Origin of the sequence: Myroides sp. 1354, assembly GCF_030324495.1 — a bacterium.
In the GTDB taxonomy this organism is placed as follows: domain Bacteria; phylum Bacteroidota; class Bacteroidia; order Flavobacteriales; family Flavobacteriaceae; genus Flavobacterium.
The window spans coordinates 472391-488774 of sequence record NZ_JACAGN010000001.1 but is presented as its reverse complement, the minus strand read 5'-3'; the positions used below and the strand labels follow the sequence as shown (position 1 = coordinate 488774).

Sequence of the window (16384 nt, the reverse complement as noted above, 5' to 3'; positions counted from 1 at the left end):
GTTCGTATAGATTATAAAGGTTTGTCTTTAAAAGGCAAACCTTTTTTGTTATTTTTACGGCCAACCCAGAACAATACAAAAACAATGAAACGATTGATTATGCTTGGTGCTGCCATCCTATTGCAGTATGCTTGTACGTCCTCTCCCCAAACAGAGACGGAAAAAGCACTTCTATTTCAAAAAAGCTTAAATAAAGAATTCGCCAATAAAGAGACCTCTCCCTTAGTACCTGATGCCTTAAAAAAATTTGTCAGTCTTGATTTCTTTCCTGTAAATGAACGCTTCATTGTAGAAGCCCAATTCACACGAACACCAGGTGAAGTACCATTCGAGATGCCAACTACTACCGAGCGCAAGCCTATTTATGTGAAGTACGGAGAAGCAACGTTTACCTTCAATGGTAAACCGCAGAAATTAGACTTATTTCAAGATGTAAACCTGCGCAATCAAAAAGAATATGAAAAACATTTATTTCTTCCTTTTACTGATTTAACTTCAGGAGTTACTACCTATGGTGGCGGTCGATATATTGATTTAGAAATCCCAGAAGGGGAAACCATTATATTAAATTTCAATTTAGCTTATAACCCTTACTGTGTGTACAATCCTAAATTTTCTTGCCCTATTCCTCCACCACAAAATGATATTGATGCGGAGATTAATGCAGGTATTAAAGATTATAAATACTAAAACAAAAATAGCAAGAAACGGATTGTAGCGCTTGTATCCTCCTCCTACTTTTGGTCTTTTAAAAGATAGAAAGATGAAATTAAAAGGAAAGATTGCCCTTGTTACGGGTGGTACAAGTGGTATAGGCAAAGCAACAGCTCAATTATTTAGTAATGAAGGAGCTCAAGTTATCCTCACAGGTCGAACGAAAGAAACAGTAGAGCGCACAGTCGCTGAAATCGGAAACAACGCCCTTGGAATTGTTTCTGATGCAGGATCTATGGCAGATTTACTCCAATTACAGCATTTGATTAGTCAACAGGTATCTCATTTAGATCTTGTATTCGTTAATGCAGGATTTGGAAAATATGCCCCTTTGGAACACATTGATGAAGCGCATTACAATGAGATGTTTGATGTGTTAGTAAAAGGGACTTTATTCACCGTACAACAGGTACTCCCTCTTGTACGCCCGAATGGTTCTATAGTATTAAACACGTCTATTGTCACTGAAATTGGCATGGCTCATTCTAGTGTTTACTCTGCTGCAAAAGCAGCAGTACAATCCTTTACGAAGACCTTTGCTGCAGAGCTCATCAGTAAAAACATCCGAGTAAATGCCGTTTCACCTGGTCCAATAGAAACCAACTACTTTGACCGTTCGAATCTATCCGAAGAGCAAGTGAAACAGTTTACCACTTCCTTTGCTCCTCAGGTTCCGATTAAGCGCTTTGGACAACCCCAAGAGGTTGCTCAGGCTGTTCTTTTCCTCGCTTCGGATGATTCTTCCTTTATTGTAGGAACGGAAATCAGTGTAGATGGTGGTTTTCCGAAAATAAAAGCAAATTAATTGCATCAACACAAGATAACATTACAACATAAAAAAAGGCTATCTCCTGCAAGAGATAGCCTTTTTACTTATCTAATATGTTTATTTCAACTTCTTAACTCCCATACTGTACAGCGTGAACGCTTGTAAATCAACATGCTCTTGAATTTGTTGAGCGATTGATTTCCCTGCTCCATGTCCAGCATTTGTTTCAATGCGGATTAACATCGGGTTTTTACCGTTGTTTTTCGCTTGTAATTCTGCTGCAAACTTAAAGCTGTGTGCAGGTACAACGCGATCATCGTGATCTCCTGTTGTCACCATCGTTGCAGGATAAGCTTCTGCTTTTACGTTGTGTAATGGAGAATATCCTTTTAAGTATTCAAACATTTCTTTGCTATCCTCAGCAGTTCCGTAGTCATACGCCCATCCAGCTCCTGCTGTAAACGTATGGTAACGCAACATATCTAACACCCCTACTGCAGGTAATGCTACCTTCATTAAGTCAGGTCGTTGTGTCATCGTAGCTCCAACTAATAAACCTCCGTTTGATCCTCCTTTAATTGCTAAGAAGTCAGATGAAGTATATTTATTGTCAATCAAATATTGAGCTGCAGCAATGAAATCATCAAATACATTTTGCTTTTGCATTTTTGTTCCTGCTACGTGCCAAGCTTTTCCATATTCACCACCCCCTCTTAAGTTCGGTACGGCATATACTCCACCATTTTCTAACCAAATGGCATTAGCAATGCTGAAAGAAGGCGTCAAGCTAACATTGAACCCTCCATACGCATATAACATGGTTGGATTTTTACCATTTAATTCAATACCTTTTTTATACGTAATAATCATCGGTACTTTTGTTCCATCTTTAGACGTGTAGAACACTTGTTTTGATTCGTATTGAGCAGTATCGAATTTCACTTTCGGTTGTTCATATACTTTTGAAGCTCCATCTTTTACATCTAAAGCATAGATTGTTCCTGGTGTGATGTAGTTTGTAAATGAATAATACAATGTTGTATCTTCATTTTTACCGCCAAATCCACTTGCTGTTCCAATACCTGGTAATTCAATCGTTCTAATTTCTTTACCAGCGTAATCGTATTGTTTCACCATTGAAACTGCATCTTTTAAATAGCTAGCAAAAATATACCCTCCTCCTTTTGTTGGAGACAATACATTTTCTGTTTCTTTAATGAAATCAGCCCAATTGGCTTGTTGTGGTTTTGTTGCATCTACAGTCACAACGCGTGAATTAGGTGCTTTGAAATCCGTTACGATATACAATTTACCCTCTTTGCTATCTAACACACCATTGCTACTGTCAAAATTGTTTACCATTGTTACGATTGGACTATTTGCTTTCGTCAAATCCTTGATATACAATTCATTTCCATACGTTGAGTTAGCAGCAGTAATCACTAAATATTGATTATCTCCTGTTACATATCCCCCCACATATCTTCTCTTTTGGTCTTTACCAAAGATTAGAGCATCGTCTTTTTGAGCCGTTCCTAACTTATGGTAGTACAATTTGTGTTGATCTGTTTTTGCAGATAATTCACTTCCTTGCGGTTTATCATAGCTTGAATAGTAGAATCCTTCATTTTTAAACCAAGAAACTCCACTAAACTTAACATCTACTAACGTATCGCCAATAACTTCTTTTGTTTCTGTATCAATAACGATTACTTTTCTCCAGTCGCTTCCTCCTTCAGAAATAGCGTAAGCAGCTTTGCTTCCGTCTTCTGAGAAATCAATGCTTCCTAGAGAAGTTGTTCCATCAGTAGAGAATTTATTTGGATCTAAGAATACTTCTTCTTTTCCAGCCTCATCTTTACGATATAAGATAGATTGATTTTGTAATCCATCATTTTTGAAAAAATACGTGTATTTTCCTTCTTTAAATGGAGCGCCAATTTTCTCGTAATTCCATGCTTCTTCCATTTGTTTTTTCAATTGATCTCTAAATGGAATTTGAGCTAAGTAACCTGAAGTTACTTCATTCTGTGCTTTTACCCAAGCTGCAGTTTCTTCGGAACGGTCATCTTCTAACCAACGGTATGGGTCAGCTACTTCAACCTCGAAGTAGGTGTCAACTACATCTCCTTTTTTCGTTTCAGGATATTGAATATCCGCCACCTGTTCCTTTGCTCCTTCATTTTTACATGAAATAATCAAAGTTGCTACAAGAAGTGTCATAAACGATTTTCTCATAATAAATAATTCTGTTTTAAAATTTCTGTGAAAGTAAATATATTAATAATAAATGCAAAAGCAAGGCATTACACCTTGCTTTCTACAAATATAAACCAATTAAGGCAGCTACTTAATGTGCGTGATCGTGATCGTCGTGATCATGGTCGTGGTCATGGTCGTGGTCGTGGTCTCCACCATCTCCTTCTCCACTCGGTACGATTTCAATATTTCGGAATACCATCGTTTGATTTCCTGCTTTATCTAACACCTTAACAGCAAAGTGATACTTCCCTGGGGTTGCATCTGCTGCAATGACAATCTCATGGTGGTGAATCTGATCATTTTTCACCCCTCCCAAATCCCATGTATTATTATAGGCAAACGGTTTGGTTTCTACTACAGCCTTGATTGCATGGGTATGATTATCACCCGAATGACCATGTCCATCAAAATTATTGTGGATGTCTACGTTATAAGATCCCAAGCCTTCATTATCCGAAACAAGCATATCAAAATGAATATCCTTACCCGCTTCTAATTTAGATCCTTCTTTTGGAGCTACTAAATCAACGACTGGTTTTTGTGTATCTGTGTTATCATCACTTGAACATGAAGTGAATGCAAATAAGCTTGCGATTGAAACTACGGCTAAATATTGTATTTTTTTCATTGTTTAAAATTTAAAATGTTATTGTTGTATGTGTTGTGTTGTTCTTACAATGCTTTACACTATAGGAGGTCCTCGATTAAAATAAAAGAGCGTTACTCCTTGTTCAACAATTTTACACGCTGTTAAAACTGTATTGTTATATACAACTAGGGGGACAATTTCAATACAAAAGTCAGGTACTTCAATGGCAGGATGAATCTTGAAGAGGTATTGATCACAGTAGTGTACTTTCCCTCCATCAACCCATTCTAATTCGCGATTTCGCCTTCCAAATTCATGTTCAATGATAACATAGTGTAGTAAATTACTAATTAGTGGAATAAAAAACACAACCACTACAGCGATGTACTTACTAACACTGCTGTTAGTTTGCTTCATTAAAACGGTATTTGAATCATTAATTGAATAGATCGACCTAATTCTGGTATCCCTAGTGGTCGATAAAAGCTCATGTGATTCAATATTTTTGCATCAAAAATATTGGTTGCAGTCAGACTTGCTTTAGCCGCTACTTTTCCCAACTGAACCGTTGAGGAAAGTCCAAACCCATAGCTTTGTGAACTCGGTGTAATTTCTTCTCCTTGAGCGATTCGCTTTTGTTCAGCATACCATTTTCCATTGACAAAGACCTCAGGTTGTTTAAATACCGTCCAATCGTTCAATGTATAACTCAATTGCCCAAAGAAATTAGCAGGTGTTGAAAAAGGCAAAGGATAATTTCCTTTTTTCCCATTATCCAGTTGTTTGTTGTAAATAAACTCAAACACTCCCTCTACGGTCAATCGATCCCAAAGGCGTTGCTCTGCTTTCCACTCAAATCCAGTAATTAAGGCTTTGGATTGCGTATACTCATAGATTTGCCCACTATCGGGAAGAATGGAAAATGTTCCTGTAGGTTTTAAAAAGATATAATTTGTAAAATAATACGCGTATGGACTTAGTGTTGTGCTAAAGGTAGCTGTTTCATAGGTTGCTCTAAAATCAAGGGCAATTCCCTTTTCTGGATCTAAATCTGGATTTCCCTTTTCATGGCGAAATGCTCCGTGGTGCACCCCATTAGATGCCAACTCAATGGCCGTAGGGAAACGAAAATTCGTACCTATTGTTGCAGCGATATTCACGCGTTCTGACCAATCAAATTTAGCGCCAATCATCGCGTTAAAACTACTAAAATCGCGATCTTGTTTCACACTGCGTTGTGCGTAGTTTGTTGCCGTTTGGATCGATTGCCCCTTGCCGATTAAATAATCATAGAGGATTTCATCGTAAAAAGGCTTAACGTGAATACTCGCGTAATCTGCACGTACTCCAGCCTCCCAAGTCAGGCGCTCATTGACAAAATACTCGTACATTCCAAAAGCACCTACCCCAATTTTATTGAACTTCGGCAATAAAAAACCATACCCTCCAATGGTATTATTCTGGTAATTCTGTTGAATTCCAACCGTTAATTTGTGTTCATTGCTGAATATGTGCTCATATTTTACAGCAGCATCAAAGGTATTCAATACGAATTCCAATTCTAAATTCGGATTATTTACGGGTGGTGTTTGATTGGAAAAATGGGAATGAAATAGGCTATTTTCTTGTCTTTTATTGTTTTGAAAGGCTAATAAAACGCTCAATTTTTGATTGGCATTTAACTCCCATGTTGCAGTATTGGTCACTTTGAAGTGATTCACGGATTGATTAGGCAATTCTACATTTCTGTGATTGCCATCATCTTGCACAGCTGCAATATTTGGAATTCCGTGAGCCCCTGGAAAGAAGCCACTTTTATCGTATACATTACTGATACTCAGAATATTTTTAAACTTAGTATCCACATAACCGATCTGCCCATAAAGCGCTAAATTATTTCCAGCTGTATTTTTCATACGACCTCCTTCAATGGGAATAATCGTATTGAGGTAATCAATTTGCTTAATTGGCACGCGATAATCGGCATAATCTTGCCCTGTCACTTTTAATTTATAAAAGAAACGCTCTCCTCTTTGTTTGATTTGAACCGAGGCACCTATCGCATCATTGACAGACTTGCCATAGACAATGGCTTTTCCGTCAAACGAATGTACTTGGGGTACTTTTTCATTGTTGATTTTAATTACGCCTCCAATGGCATCACTTCCATATTCGATAGCGCCAACTCCTTTGATGACTTCTACTTCTTCTGTACTAAAAGCGTCAATTTCCAAACCGTGATCGGCTCCCCATTGCTGTCCTTCTTGTTTCGCTCCGTTTTCAGCTACAGCCACACGATTAAACCCTAAACCACGTATCACGGGTTTAGAAGCTCCGGCACCAATATCCATGGCGTTGACACCCGCTACTGATTCTAGTGTTTTAGCTAAGGATCCAGCGAATTGTTCTACCAATTGTTCATGGGATACTTTATCTACGTGCTGTACGCTGTGCTTCGCTTGACTAGAAACCACAACCTGATCCAACAGGGTGGAATTATCCTTCAGATGTAGATCTAACTCTTGATCAGCTTGTAGATTTACGGTTTGAGTAAGCGTTTCATATCCGAGGTAAGAAACTATCAGTTGATAGGTTCCTTTTTCAAGGGGTTTGGCTTGAAATCTTCCTTTCACATCTGTCATAAAAGCTTGATTTCCAACCGTAATTGTTGCGCCAATTAAGGCTTCTCCATGATAGTCTGATACGCGTCCTTTTAGGGTAAACTCTTGAGCAAGCATACCGATAGAACACAACAGAACCATCCATGTACATAGACTTTTCATTGTATCTATATGTTTAATTAATAAAAAAGCAGTCAGACAAGATATTGTCTAACAAAATCTAATAATTAAACCAATACTGGAGGGGCGCGAAGGGAATAGTAAACGTGAGATAAGGGCGTAAATAACAACGTCACCTCATCTTGTACTTCTTGAATTGTTTGATAAGTAAGCGTTTGCCATGCAATTTGAACAGGCTCTAATCCTGAAGTAGGAATGATATCACAAGCAAAACAGTGATCCATGTGACTGTGATCTTCGGTAAGCTGAATACCTCCTAAATCACTTCGTTCTTCTGTATAATGTGCATGGGTGTGATGCTCTTGTTCATAAGCAACTGCAGTAGAAATATGTTGATAGCTATGTACCAATTGGAATACTGTGGTAAACAAAAAAGCTACCACTAACAATATTCTCGCTATCATTTTTTTTCTACTCATCGAGGACAAATATAATACAGAATATTTAGTTAGCCCTTTTTTTATGTTTTTTTTATTGAGGTCGATAGTAAATCTCCTCTTACTTTCCAAGTGTGTTGGCGTATTTGAACCAAGTAATTCACAGATTGGGTTTCTTTCTGCTTCTTTCATTAAATCTAATGCTTTCCCATTTTATACCTCAACTCAACGAACAATTTGATAAGGATTAGCTGAATTTGAGTTAACACTAAAAAAACAGGGACACCAAGAGAAGTCTCAACAATTTTACCAAAAAAACACCTTTTAGCATTCAAAAGGAATATACTATTCTGTTTGAAAGAGAAAAAATCGTAAATTATTCTCAAAATAAATGAGATATCACCAAGCACAATAGAAAAAACGCTTTTTCAAAAAGAAAGCATTTCAGTTAATCAAACATCTTATTTTTAACAATTAATACTTTTTTATACAACAAAATTATCTTAACATTAAAATAATAAGCCCAAAAGCTTTTTTATCTTTGTGTTTCGTCTAAATTTTAAACGCAATGAACAGTAAATTACTTGGTAGTATCTTAATTATCGCAGGCTCTTGTATTGGAGGAGGAATGCTTGCTATGCCCATAACCTCAGCAGGTGTCGGGTTTTGGGGAACCACTTTATTGCTGTTTATTATTTGGTTCGCCATGTGCTATACTGCTTTACTTATGGTTCGAATTTACGATTACAACGAACCAACGGATGGTTTCAATACCTTAACCAAAAAATATGCTGGTCCTTTCATCAATAAGCTCGCAGGATTTAGTCTGATGTTTTTGATTTATGGACTTACGGCTGCTTATATGTCTGGAGGGGGGACAATTCTCAAAACAAATATCGATTTATTGTTTGACACGCATTTTGATACACGCATCGCCATCTTGTTATTTTCACTTCTATTTGGGGGGATTGTCGTCATTGGGACTCAATGGGTGGATTGGTTAACGCGAGGCTTATTTATTGCCAAGCTCATTTTCTTGGTTTTACTCGTCGTCTTGTTGTTTCCTTTTATTCATCATGCAAATCTATTACATGCCCCTCTATCCATTGGGCTTACGGTAACTGCTATTCCTGCAATTTTTACTTCCTTTGGATTTCACGGTAGTATTCCCAGCATCGTCAATTACCTTGGAGGCAACAAAAAACAGCTGAATCTCGCTTTTATTTTAGGCAGTTTACTTCCCCTCATCATCTATCTCATTTGGCAAATTGTCGTATTGGGAAGTATTGATCAAACGCGATTCATGCAAATTTTAAATGAAAATTCTGAACTAAGAGGATTGATATTGAGCATCCGTGAAATGACACATTCCGCAAATATCGAAACTTTGTTTAGCTTATTCGCTGCTACGGCCTTGGGGACTTCCTTTTTAGGGGTTAGCATTGGTCTCTTTGATTACTACAAAGATGTACTGAAGCCTAAAACAAAGGGAATCATAACAACAAGTATGGCTGGATTATTGACTTTTATTCCACCTCTATTGTTCGCATTATTTTATCCAGAGGGATTCATTCTTGCTCTAGGTTATGCTGCCATTGCCGGAGTAATCTTAGCTTTGTTCATTCCGCAGTACTTGTATCTAAAAGCAATGAACTACCACCAACAAAAAATAAGTCTGTCACAATTAATCTTGATTACCTTAATTTTTATTCTAGCGGCAATCATTATTTATGCGCAGATTAAAATTGCCTTGGCACACTAACAAAACAAAACAATAAAACACGTTAACATCAATCATGAGAAATATAAACACCTTCGTTTTCTTATTGATTTTATTTAGTTGTTTGGGCACTAATGCACAGACGGAACTTGATAAAGCAAAAGATACGCTCGAAAAGAAGAAGTTTTTTGAGCGGATTGTTCACTATTTTGAAGAAGCGAAAAAAGATAAATCTCAAAGTAAATTTGACATTTCTTTTATTGGAGGTCCCAGTTATTCTGTAGACACAAAATTAGGTTTAGGACTTGTTGCTTCGGGTTTGTACCGTCTTGATCAAGAAAACTTGGAGCTTTCTCCTTCTAACGTTTCAATTTATTCCAATATTACCACCAGTGGTTTCTTTTCCATTGGCATTGAAAATAGCACTATTTTCCCTGAAGATAAATTCCGCATCAATTCGGATATGTCCTTTACCTATATGCCGAGTAAATACTATGGTATTGGTTATGACGCAGGAGCTTCTGGTGAGTATTCCAAATACAATGAATATCGTCTATCCCTTAAAGCAGACTTTTTAGCGGAAGTAATCAACAATGGATATGTAGGGTTTACATTTGCGGCACAGAATGTCAAGGGAAGTGATTTTGAAAAGATGGAATTTGAACCTCAAGAGAATCTAACCACAACTCTTGTTGGAGGTGGTTTTATCTTCTCTTATGACACCCGTGATTTTATTCCCAACCCAAGCAAAGGTATTTTTCTACAATACCAACAAACCTTTTATTCAAGAACCTTAGGTAGTAATATTCACTTCAGTCGCATTGAGACAACTGCGCGGTATTTTCAACAACTAGCGCCGAAGACCATTTTAGCCTTTGACGCCAATGGAATCTTCAACAATGGCGATATTCCATGGAATATGATGGCTCAATTAGGTGGTCCTAGACAAATGCGCGGATACCTTTCTGGGCAATACCGCGATAGAAAAGAACTAAACACTCAAGTTGAACTACGTCAAAAAGTTTACAATCGTCATGGATTAGTCGTTTGGGGTGGAGTTGGTACGATTTTCGATAGGTTCAAAGACGTTTCCTGGAAAGAAGCCTTACCAACCTATGGAATAGGCTATCGTTGGGAATTTAAAAACCGAGTGAATATCCGTTTTGACTACGGAATCGCCAAAGGACAAAGTGGCTTCTACTTTAATATAAACGAAGCGTTCTAAGACAATGTTTATGCGTGAAAAAATACAAAGAAAAAGTCTATGGGGTAGACTCAGTACAAATGCAGTGGCACTCTTCTATATTTACCTAGCAGTAAATATGGTGCCCTCTGTTTATTTTGCTTTATTCCAACCGCTCAATCTGTTGGGAAGAGCAACAGTATTCTTATTTCCGTTGAGTTTATATGTTCTTGTATTTTCGCTATTTAAAAATATAGGGCGTACGCAAATCCTGTTATTTCCCGTCTTGTTTATTCACGCCTTTCAAATTGTATTGTTCTATTTGTTTGGAGAGGATGTGATTGCTGTTGATATGTACCTAAATGTTGCAACGACTAATACTTCTGAAATCACAGAACTACTCGGGAGTTTACTCCCTTCAATTGCCTTTGTATGTTTGTTGTACATTCCCACTATTATCTGGGCCATCCTACAGTGGAAGAGAAAAATATACTTACCTAAATTTTTTCGTCATAAGGCATTCAACACTGGTTTAGCACTCTTGATTGGATCCTTACTCCTATCTTTAGGAGCCAAAAACAACAACCGAAACGACTTTGCTTTTACGGTAGATGTATACCCTATTAATGCGTATTACAATTTAAATTTTGCAATAAACAAATGGAAAAAGGTACAAGCTTACCCCGAAACCTCCAAAGATTTCACCTTTCAAAGTACCTTAACTCAAAAAGACGATCAAAGAGAGCTATTCGTCTTGATTGTAGGAGAAACGAGTCGAGCACATAATTGGCAAGTTTACGGATATGACCGTCCGACCAATCCTCTTTTATCTCAACAGCGCAACGTTGTTTTTTATCGCGATGCCTTAACGCAATCCAACACAACACACAAAAGTGTTTCGATGATTCTATCCGATGTTAACGCATCCAATTACGAGGAAATTTATCAAAGAAAGGGAATTGCGCAAGCATTTAAAGAAGCTGGATTCACGACAATTTGTTTGTCCAACCAATCTGAAAACAACTCCTTTATCGAGTACTTTACCAAAGAAGCGGATATTTATCAAACAATTCGCACGACAGATCCCAAAACGCGTTTAACTGTGAATCGACCCGACGAAGATTTAATTCCGATTATGACAAATCTGATTGAAAAAACGAAGGGCAATCTTTTTATTGTGTTACATAGCTATGGCTCTCACTTTAATTACAAAGAGCGATATCCTCTCGCCTATCAGCAGTTCACCCCAGATAATTTAACGGCGGTAAGTCGCTCCCAAAAAGAACAATTGGTCAATACCTACGACAATAGCATTTTGTATACCGATCACTTTTTGGCGTCAACCTTACAAGCCTTACAGCAGATAAAAACACCTACCATGGTCTTATACACCTCAGACCATGGAGAAGATTTGTTCGATGATGATCGCGCTTTGTTTTTGCATTCCTCTCCAACTCCTTCGTACTATCAATTGCACATTCCCTTTTTTATGTGGTTTTCCGATTCGTTTATCGAAGAACATCCACATCAATATGAATTGGCACAGCAACGTCAAGCTGCTCCTATTAGTACCCATGTTATTTTTCATACCTTATTGGATGCGGCGGCAATAGAAACACCTTATTTAAAACGAGCGTTTTCTCTTGTAAATCCCCAGTTCAAAGCTACTCCACGGCTGTATTTGAATGACCATGACTTGGCAGTTCCTTACCAGCAGATGAATTTAAAAGAAGAAGACTTTGAACAAATTAAAAAACTGAATTTAAAAAAATAAAATATGAAGACTTATTTGCGAATGATCCCTATGATGGCTGTCCTTTTGTTATCCACGAGTCTTTGGGCACAAAAGGAGCGTTTTGAATTACTTCCTTTTGGCAACATGAACCAATGGCAAGTGCGAGAGATTAAGGAATCTCTTTTGATTGGGGGAAATATGCGTTACCTCTATTCGATTAACGACACCAAAGATACGTTGAAAGACAATACGCCTTATAAAAACACGCGTTCTCCTTGGGCTACCTCCTCTGTATTGGCTGTTGTTAGTGGAATCACCAAGGGCAGCGTGACGGTTTTTCCAGAAAAAAGAGGAAGTGGTTATGCAGCACGTCTTGAAACCAAGATTGAACGTGTCAAGGTATTAGGAGTGCTCAATATCAATGTTTTGGCTAGTGGTACTATTTTCTTGGGTGAAATGATAGAACCTATTACTGACACCAAAAACCCACAGAGTAAACTCGTAACGGGAATCCCCTTTACCCAAAAACCGAAAGCCTTGCAATTTGATTATAAGGTAACGACTGGGGGTACGTCTAGTCGAGTAAACGGTATGGGAAAAGGAACGGTTTTGAACCAAAAAGACAAGGCTGAGATTCGCATTTTATTGCAAAATAGATGGGAAGACAAAGACGGAAAAGTACATGCAAAACGCGTGGGAACGGCTTGGCTTAACTTATCTTCTACAGAAAAAGAATGGAAAAACAATTTCCAACTAAAAATCAACTATGGAGATATCCGCAATCAAGCAATATACCAAAAGGAAATGGCCCTACGTACGGGTGAATTCACGGATTACACGCGAAACAGCAAAGGAAAAATGACTCCCATAATCGAAGAAGGTTGGGGCAATGCTAGCGACCCTGTTACCCATCTGATTGTACAATTCTCTTCTAGTAATGGCGGTGCCTATATCGGTAACGAAAATAGCCGTTTGTGGATTGACAATGTAGGTTTGGTGTATGAATAAAATGGAGAGAAGAGAGAAGTGAATTTTCTAACTAAAGAATGTATGCTCTTTTAATCGAAAACAACTTTTTGTGTTTTTGCTTTTTTGTGATGTGGTGGATGCATTAACTGTCTACTTCTTTTCATTCAAGAGCAGTTTTACTTATCAGAGCATTTCAACGGTTTACTATTCACCATTCACCGTAAAACTATCTCCCCATTTATAGTGAACTTTCCGTTCTTTTTAGGATGATTTGAAGAAAGAATTTTACATTCGTTCTCTGAAAACATAAAAAAAAGAAAAATGGAACTGAATTTTACTACTTTAAAAGACAACTTTATCAATATTTTAAAAAATCACTATACTGATTTCAACGGAAGAGTAAGACGTAAAGAATACTGGACATTTACCTTAGTGAGTATAATTATCTCCATTGTTTTAGGTATTGTAGATTCCATACTTAATACAATGGGAATTGGGTTTACAGGCTATATTTACAGCTTAGCCGTTTTATTACCTTCCTTAGGGCTTTTAGCGCGTCGTTTACATGACACTGGAAAAAGTGGTTGGTGGATGCTGTTATTATTAACTGGAATCGGTGCTTTAGTTCTGCTTTATTTCGCTTGTATTGAAGGCACAGCAGGATCAAATGAATATGGTGCAGACCCTAAAGCGGGTGAAAGATAGTTCGCCGTTTTATAGGCCTTCTACTTTATAATTGAATTTTTATCGTAATGCAAAAAGGGCAAGAAGCATTTTGGATGCTTCTTGCCCTTTTTTTGTAAGCCGATAACCTTTTAGATTTGCTTTTTTGCCAGTTGTATTTTCGTTAGATTACCGATTAAAGGAAATATAGCCTTAAATCAGAAAATTTCATCCGATAACTGATAACTGATAACCTTTTAGATTTGCTTTTTTGCCAGTTGTTTTTTCGCTAGATTATCGATTAAAGAAAATATAGCCTTAAATCAGAAAATTTCATCCGATAACTGATAACCTTTTAGATTTGCTTTTTTGCCAGTTGTATTTTCGCTAGATTACCGATTAAAGGAAATATAGCCTTAAATCAGAAAATTTTATCCGATAACTGATAACTGATAACCTTTTAGATTTGCTTTTTTGCCAGTTGTTTTTTTGCTAGATTATCGATTAAAGAAAATATAGCCTTAAATCAGAAAATTTCATCCGATAACTGATAACTGATAACTGATAACTGATAACTGATAACTGATAATTGATAACAAAAAAAGACATCGCAAAGGATGTCTTTTAGGTACTAAAATGATCTAATATTATTATTTTCTAATACTGTCATGGCTATGTGTTTCAACACCATCATTCCATTATATAAGGATATCGGTTGCAACAGCAGCACCACTAACAGCTGCAATAGCAAGTTGACTGCGGTGTCCCGCTAATGTACCTGCTACATAAATCCCTTAGGCGACAAGGCGATCTATATTTTTTCCTTCCATGAAGGTTTCTTAGCTGCGCTACCCAAAACTTGTGTACAAGAAACGCCTGAAACGCCTCCTTCAATAATTAAAACAACATAAATCAATCTATGTGACTTATTTTGTTTTCTCGTCAATCAACTTTGAAGTTCTGTAAATCAACAGAATACAAACTGCGCATAATAATGCTACAATACCAATTATAGCAATCAAACTGTCCCCTTGAAATAAGTTATTAAAATCAAGCATTGTGATATTTAATACGATTAAGGCAACAACAAATGCAATAATAATGTAACTGAATATTTTCATTATTTCTAAAAAGATTTTAATTCTATCGTCCGAAAGTACAAAATAAAAATCACCTAGACAGCTCTTTAACATTCCTACTATATAATTTAACAACGCAATAGCCCCCATGTTTACCTTGTTCTAGAGATCCTAAAGCGCACAAAAAGAGCAGTTTTCACTTTCTACCCCTCAGTTTTGAGAACTTTTAACTCCTTTCCTTCTCCCTCCTTGAATAGTCCTATTTTCAAAGCTACTGTTCTCCTACTCCTTTCTTTAGTTCCTCTTATACTGTATATTACCTAAAATTAACGCCCTTCAAAAAGAACTTTTTAACATAAACGAGAATCCTATTAGCGTCAGTCACAAAAAAAGCTCCTTTGCAGGAGCCTTTAGTCTATTTATTCGTTTTTCTCAGTTCTACTCTTCTGTTTTTGGCTTTATTTTCTTCAGAATCATTTGCTACTAAAGGGCGTTCAGCACCAAATCCTTGGGCAGTCAAACGATGCGCGTCAATTTTTTGTTCAATTAAAGCAGTACGTACTGCTTGAGCGCGAGCCTCAGAAAGTTTTTTGTTGTGTGTGGCATCTCCAACATTATCTGTATGTCCTTCAATGGCTATCGTCAATTGGGTATCTTTCTGCAAAGCCACTGTAATTTCTTTTACCACTTCTTCTCCTTCGGCAGTGATTGTCGATTGATCGTGATTGAAGTTGATGTACAAAATTGACTTCCCTGTTTCAACTAAAGATTTCGCAATTTCATCCGCTGTAATTTTGGTCATCGTTTGTTCAAAAGCCTTTGTCTGAAGTACATTCAGCTTCGCTCCTGCGTTGTTAGCCGCATACTGAATGTAAATATCCCCTTGTTCTTTATGGCGAATAACATAAAACGAAATTGGTTCTCCTGCATATCCCATATCCCCTTCATCTCCTTTATGTGGATCTAACTTATTGTATCGATCGTATTCTTCTTGGGTAATACTTCCATTAAAAATTTGAACCGCCCCAATGGCTTTCAAATAATCCTCCATACTGCGTCTAAAGAAACGCTCTGAAAATTGTTCTCCACTTACTGCCGTAAGATTGGCCTTATACAATTTCCCTTCAACTTCCGTCATCACCCCATTAACAGGAAAAAGACAAACGTCAAAATCCCTCAATAAAGGTTTATTTAGTTCTTTAATCCCTTTTGGCAAAGCTAAATAAGGGAAATCTCCAATATCAGCAGTTGTATACGGAATCTTTGACAAATCAAGAGCGACCACTTCCGTTGGTGTTGTGGTAGTTTCAGTAGCGGTTGTCTCTTCTTGTTGTTCTATCCCTGTTGCATCTCCTTCTTTTGGTGTCTGCTTACACGCAATCAACGTCAATCCCGCGGCAAACAATAAAGCTATTTTTTTCATTTGTTTCTAGTCTTTGGTTTATACGTTAAAAGTCGATTTAAATTTTGAAACACGCAATATTTTCCCTTTTAAGAAATCATTTTTTTTTCATGTTTCCCCA

Annotated in this window: 13 protein-coding genes and 1 pseudogene; 7 read left to right on the top strand and 7 right to left on the bottom strand. The window is 37.2% G+C overall.

Annotated features, from left to right (window positions below; translation table 11 throughout):
• The first annotated feature begins 84 nt into the window (after positions 1-84).
• Both HX004_RS02150 and HX004_RS02145 read left to right on the top strand, forming a co-directional pair.
• Positions 85-690 (top strand): DUF1684 domain-containing protein, encoded by a 606-nt coding sequence (locus HX004_RS02150; RefSeq protein ID WP_286440678.1) that lies wholly within the window; start codon positions 85-87, stop codon positions 688-690.
• A 73-nt stretch (positions 691-763) separates the two neighbouring features.
• Positions 764-1519, top strand: a complete 756-nt coding sequence (locus HX004_RS02145; RefSeq protein WP_286440677.1) for an SDR family oxidoreductase — start codon at positions 764-766, stop codon at positions 1517-1519.
• An 81-nt stretch (positions 1520-1600) separates the two neighbouring features.
• Here the strand turns inward: HX004_RS02145 and HX004_RS02140 are convergent, their stop codons facing one another.
• The 5 genes from HX004_RS02140 to HX004_RS02120 form a co-directional block, all read right to left on the bottom strand.
• A complete protein-coding gene (locus HX004_RS02140; RefSeq protein ID WP_286440676.1) occupies positions 1601-3721 on the bottom strand; it encodes a prolyl oligopeptidase family serine peptidase in 2121 nt (706 codons plus the stop codon).
• Positions 3722-3833: 112 nt separating this feature from the next.
• A complete protein-coding gene (locus tag HX004_RS02135; protein ID WP_286440675.1) occupies positions 3834-4373 on the bottom strand; it encodes a DUF4625 domain-containing protein in 540 nt (179 codons plus the stop codon).
• A 54-nt stretch (positions 4374-4427) separates the two neighbouring features.
• Positions 4428-4751 (bottom strand): hypothetical protein, encoded by a 324-nt coding sequence (locus tag HX004_RS02130; protein WP_286440674.1) that lies wholly within the window; start codon positions 4749-4751, stop codon positions 4428-4430.
• A complete protein-coding gene (locus tag HX004_RS02125; protein WP_286440673.1) occupies positions 4751-7117 on the bottom strand; it encodes a TonB-dependent receptor in 2367 nt (788 codons plus the stop codon). The genes HX004_RS02130 and HX004_RS02125 overlap by 1 nt, the downstream gene beginning before the upstream one ends.
• 65 nt (positions 7118-7182) lie before the next feature.
• Positions 7183-7539 (bottom strand): DUF2946 domain-containing protein, encoded by a 357-nt coding sequence (locus HX004_RS02120; protein WP_286440672.1) that lies wholly within the window; start codon positions 7537-7539, stop codon positions 7183-7185.
• 541 nt (positions 7540-8080) lie between these two features.
• On the opposite strand from HX004_RS02120, the gene HX004_RS02115 reads away from it, so the two are divergent.
• The 5 genes from HX004_RS02115 (at position 8081) to HX004_RS02095 (ending at position 13824) form a co-directional block, all read left to right on the top strand.
• On the top strand, positions 8081-9274 hold the full coding sequence (locus tag HX004_RS02115) for an aromatic amino acid transporter (protein WP_286440671.1): 1194 nt from the start codon (positions 8081-8083) through the stop codon (positions 9272-9274).
• A gap of 34 nt (positions 9275-9308) precedes the next feature.
• Positions 9309-10457, top strand: coding sequence for a BamA/TamA family outer membrane protein (locus HX004_RS02110; RefSeq protein ID WP_286440670.1), 1149 nt, complete (start codon positions 9309-9311; stop codon positions 10455-10457).
• 10 nt (positions 10458-10467) lie between these two features.
• Entirely contained in the window at positions 10468-12189 is a 1722-nt protein-coding gene (locus tag HX004_RS02105) for a phosphoethanolamine transferase family protein (RefSeq protein WP_286440669.1), read from the top strand.
• Between the two features lie 3 nt (positions 12190-12192).
• Positions 12193-13158, top strand: coding sequence for a PCMD domain-containing protein (locus HX004_RS02100; protein WP_286440668.1), 966 nt, complete (start codon positions 12193-12195; stop codon positions 13156-13158).
• 282 nt (positions 13159-13440) lie between these two features.
• The gene (locus tag HX004_RS02095; protein ID WP_286440667.1) at positions 13441-13824 is read left to right on the top strand and encodes a DUF805 domain-containing protein; all 384 of its coding nucleotides are present in this window, start codon (positions 13441-13443) and stop codon (positions 13822-13824) included.
• A 656-nt stretch (positions 13825-14480) separates the two neighbouring features.
• On the opposite strand, the pseudogene HX004_RS02090 reads toward HX004_RS02095, so the two are convergent.
• A pseudogene (locus HX004_RS02090) lies at positions 14481-14576 on the bottom strand (NAD(P)/FAD-dependent oxidoreductase); the annotation flags it as partial.
• Between the two features lie 700 nt (positions 14577-15276).
• A complete protein-coding gene (locus HX004_RS02080; RefSeq protein WP_286440666.1) occupies positions 15277-16284 on the bottom strand; it encodes an OmpA family protein in 1008 nt (335 codons plus the stop codon).
• Positions 16285-16384: the final 100 nt, after the last annotated feature.

Excerpts from the sequence above, each read along its gene's own strand:
- HX004_RS02115 (WP_286440671.1), top strand. The coding sequence starts at position 8,081 with ATGAACAGTAAATTACTTGGTAGTATCTTAATTATCGCAGGCTCTTGT.
- HX004_RS02105 (WP_286440669.1), top strand. The coding sequence starts at position 10,468 with ATGCGTGAAAAAATACAAAGAAAAAGTCTATGGGGTAGACTCAGTACA.
- HX004_RS02150 (WP_286440678.1), top strand. The coding sequence starts at position 85 with ATGAAACGATTGATTATGCTTGGTGCTGCCATCCTATTGCAGTATGCT.
- HX004_RS02095 (WP_286440667.1), top strand. The coding sequence starts at position 13,441 with ATGGAACTGAATTTTACTACTTTAAAAGACAACTTTATCAATATTTTA.
- HX004_RS02100 (WP_286440668.1), top strand. The coding sequence starts at position 12,193 with ATGAAGACTTATTTGCGAATGATCCCTATGATGGCTGTCCTTTTGTTA.
- HX004_RS02125 (WP_286440673.1), bottom strand. The coding sequence starts at position 7,117 with ATGAAAAGTCTATGTACATGGATGGTTCTGTTGTGTTCTATCGGTATG.
- HX004_RS02140 (WP_286440676.1), bottom strand. The coding sequence starts at position 3,721 with ATGAGAAAATCGTTTATGACACTTCTTGTAGCAACTTTGATTATTTCA.
- HX004_RS02120 (WP_286440672.1), bottom strand. The coding sequence starts at position 7,539 with ATGATAGCGAGAATATTGTTAGTGGTAGCTTTTTTGTTTACCACAGTA.
- HX004_RS02145 (WP_286440677.1), top strand. The coding sequence starts at position 764 with ATGAAATTAAAAGGAAAGATTGCCCTTGTTACGGGTGGTACAAGTGGT.
- HX004_RS02135 (WP_286440675.1), bottom strand. The coding sequence starts at position 4,373 with ATGAAAAAAATACAATATTTAGCCGTAGTTTCAATCGCAAGCTTATTT.
- HX004_RS02110 (WP_286440670.1), top strand. The coding sequence starts at position 9,309 with ATGAGAAATATAAACACCTTCGTTTTCTTATTGATTTTATTTAGTTGT.
- HX004_RS02130 (WP_286440674.1), bottom strand. The coding sequence starts at position 4,751 with ATGAAGCAAACTAACAGCAGTGTTAGTAAGTACATCGCTGTAGTGGTT.
- HX004_RS02080 (WP_286440666.1), bottom strand. The coding sequence starts at position 16,284 with ATGAAAAAAATAGCTTTATTGTTTGCCGCGGGATTGACGTTGATTGCG.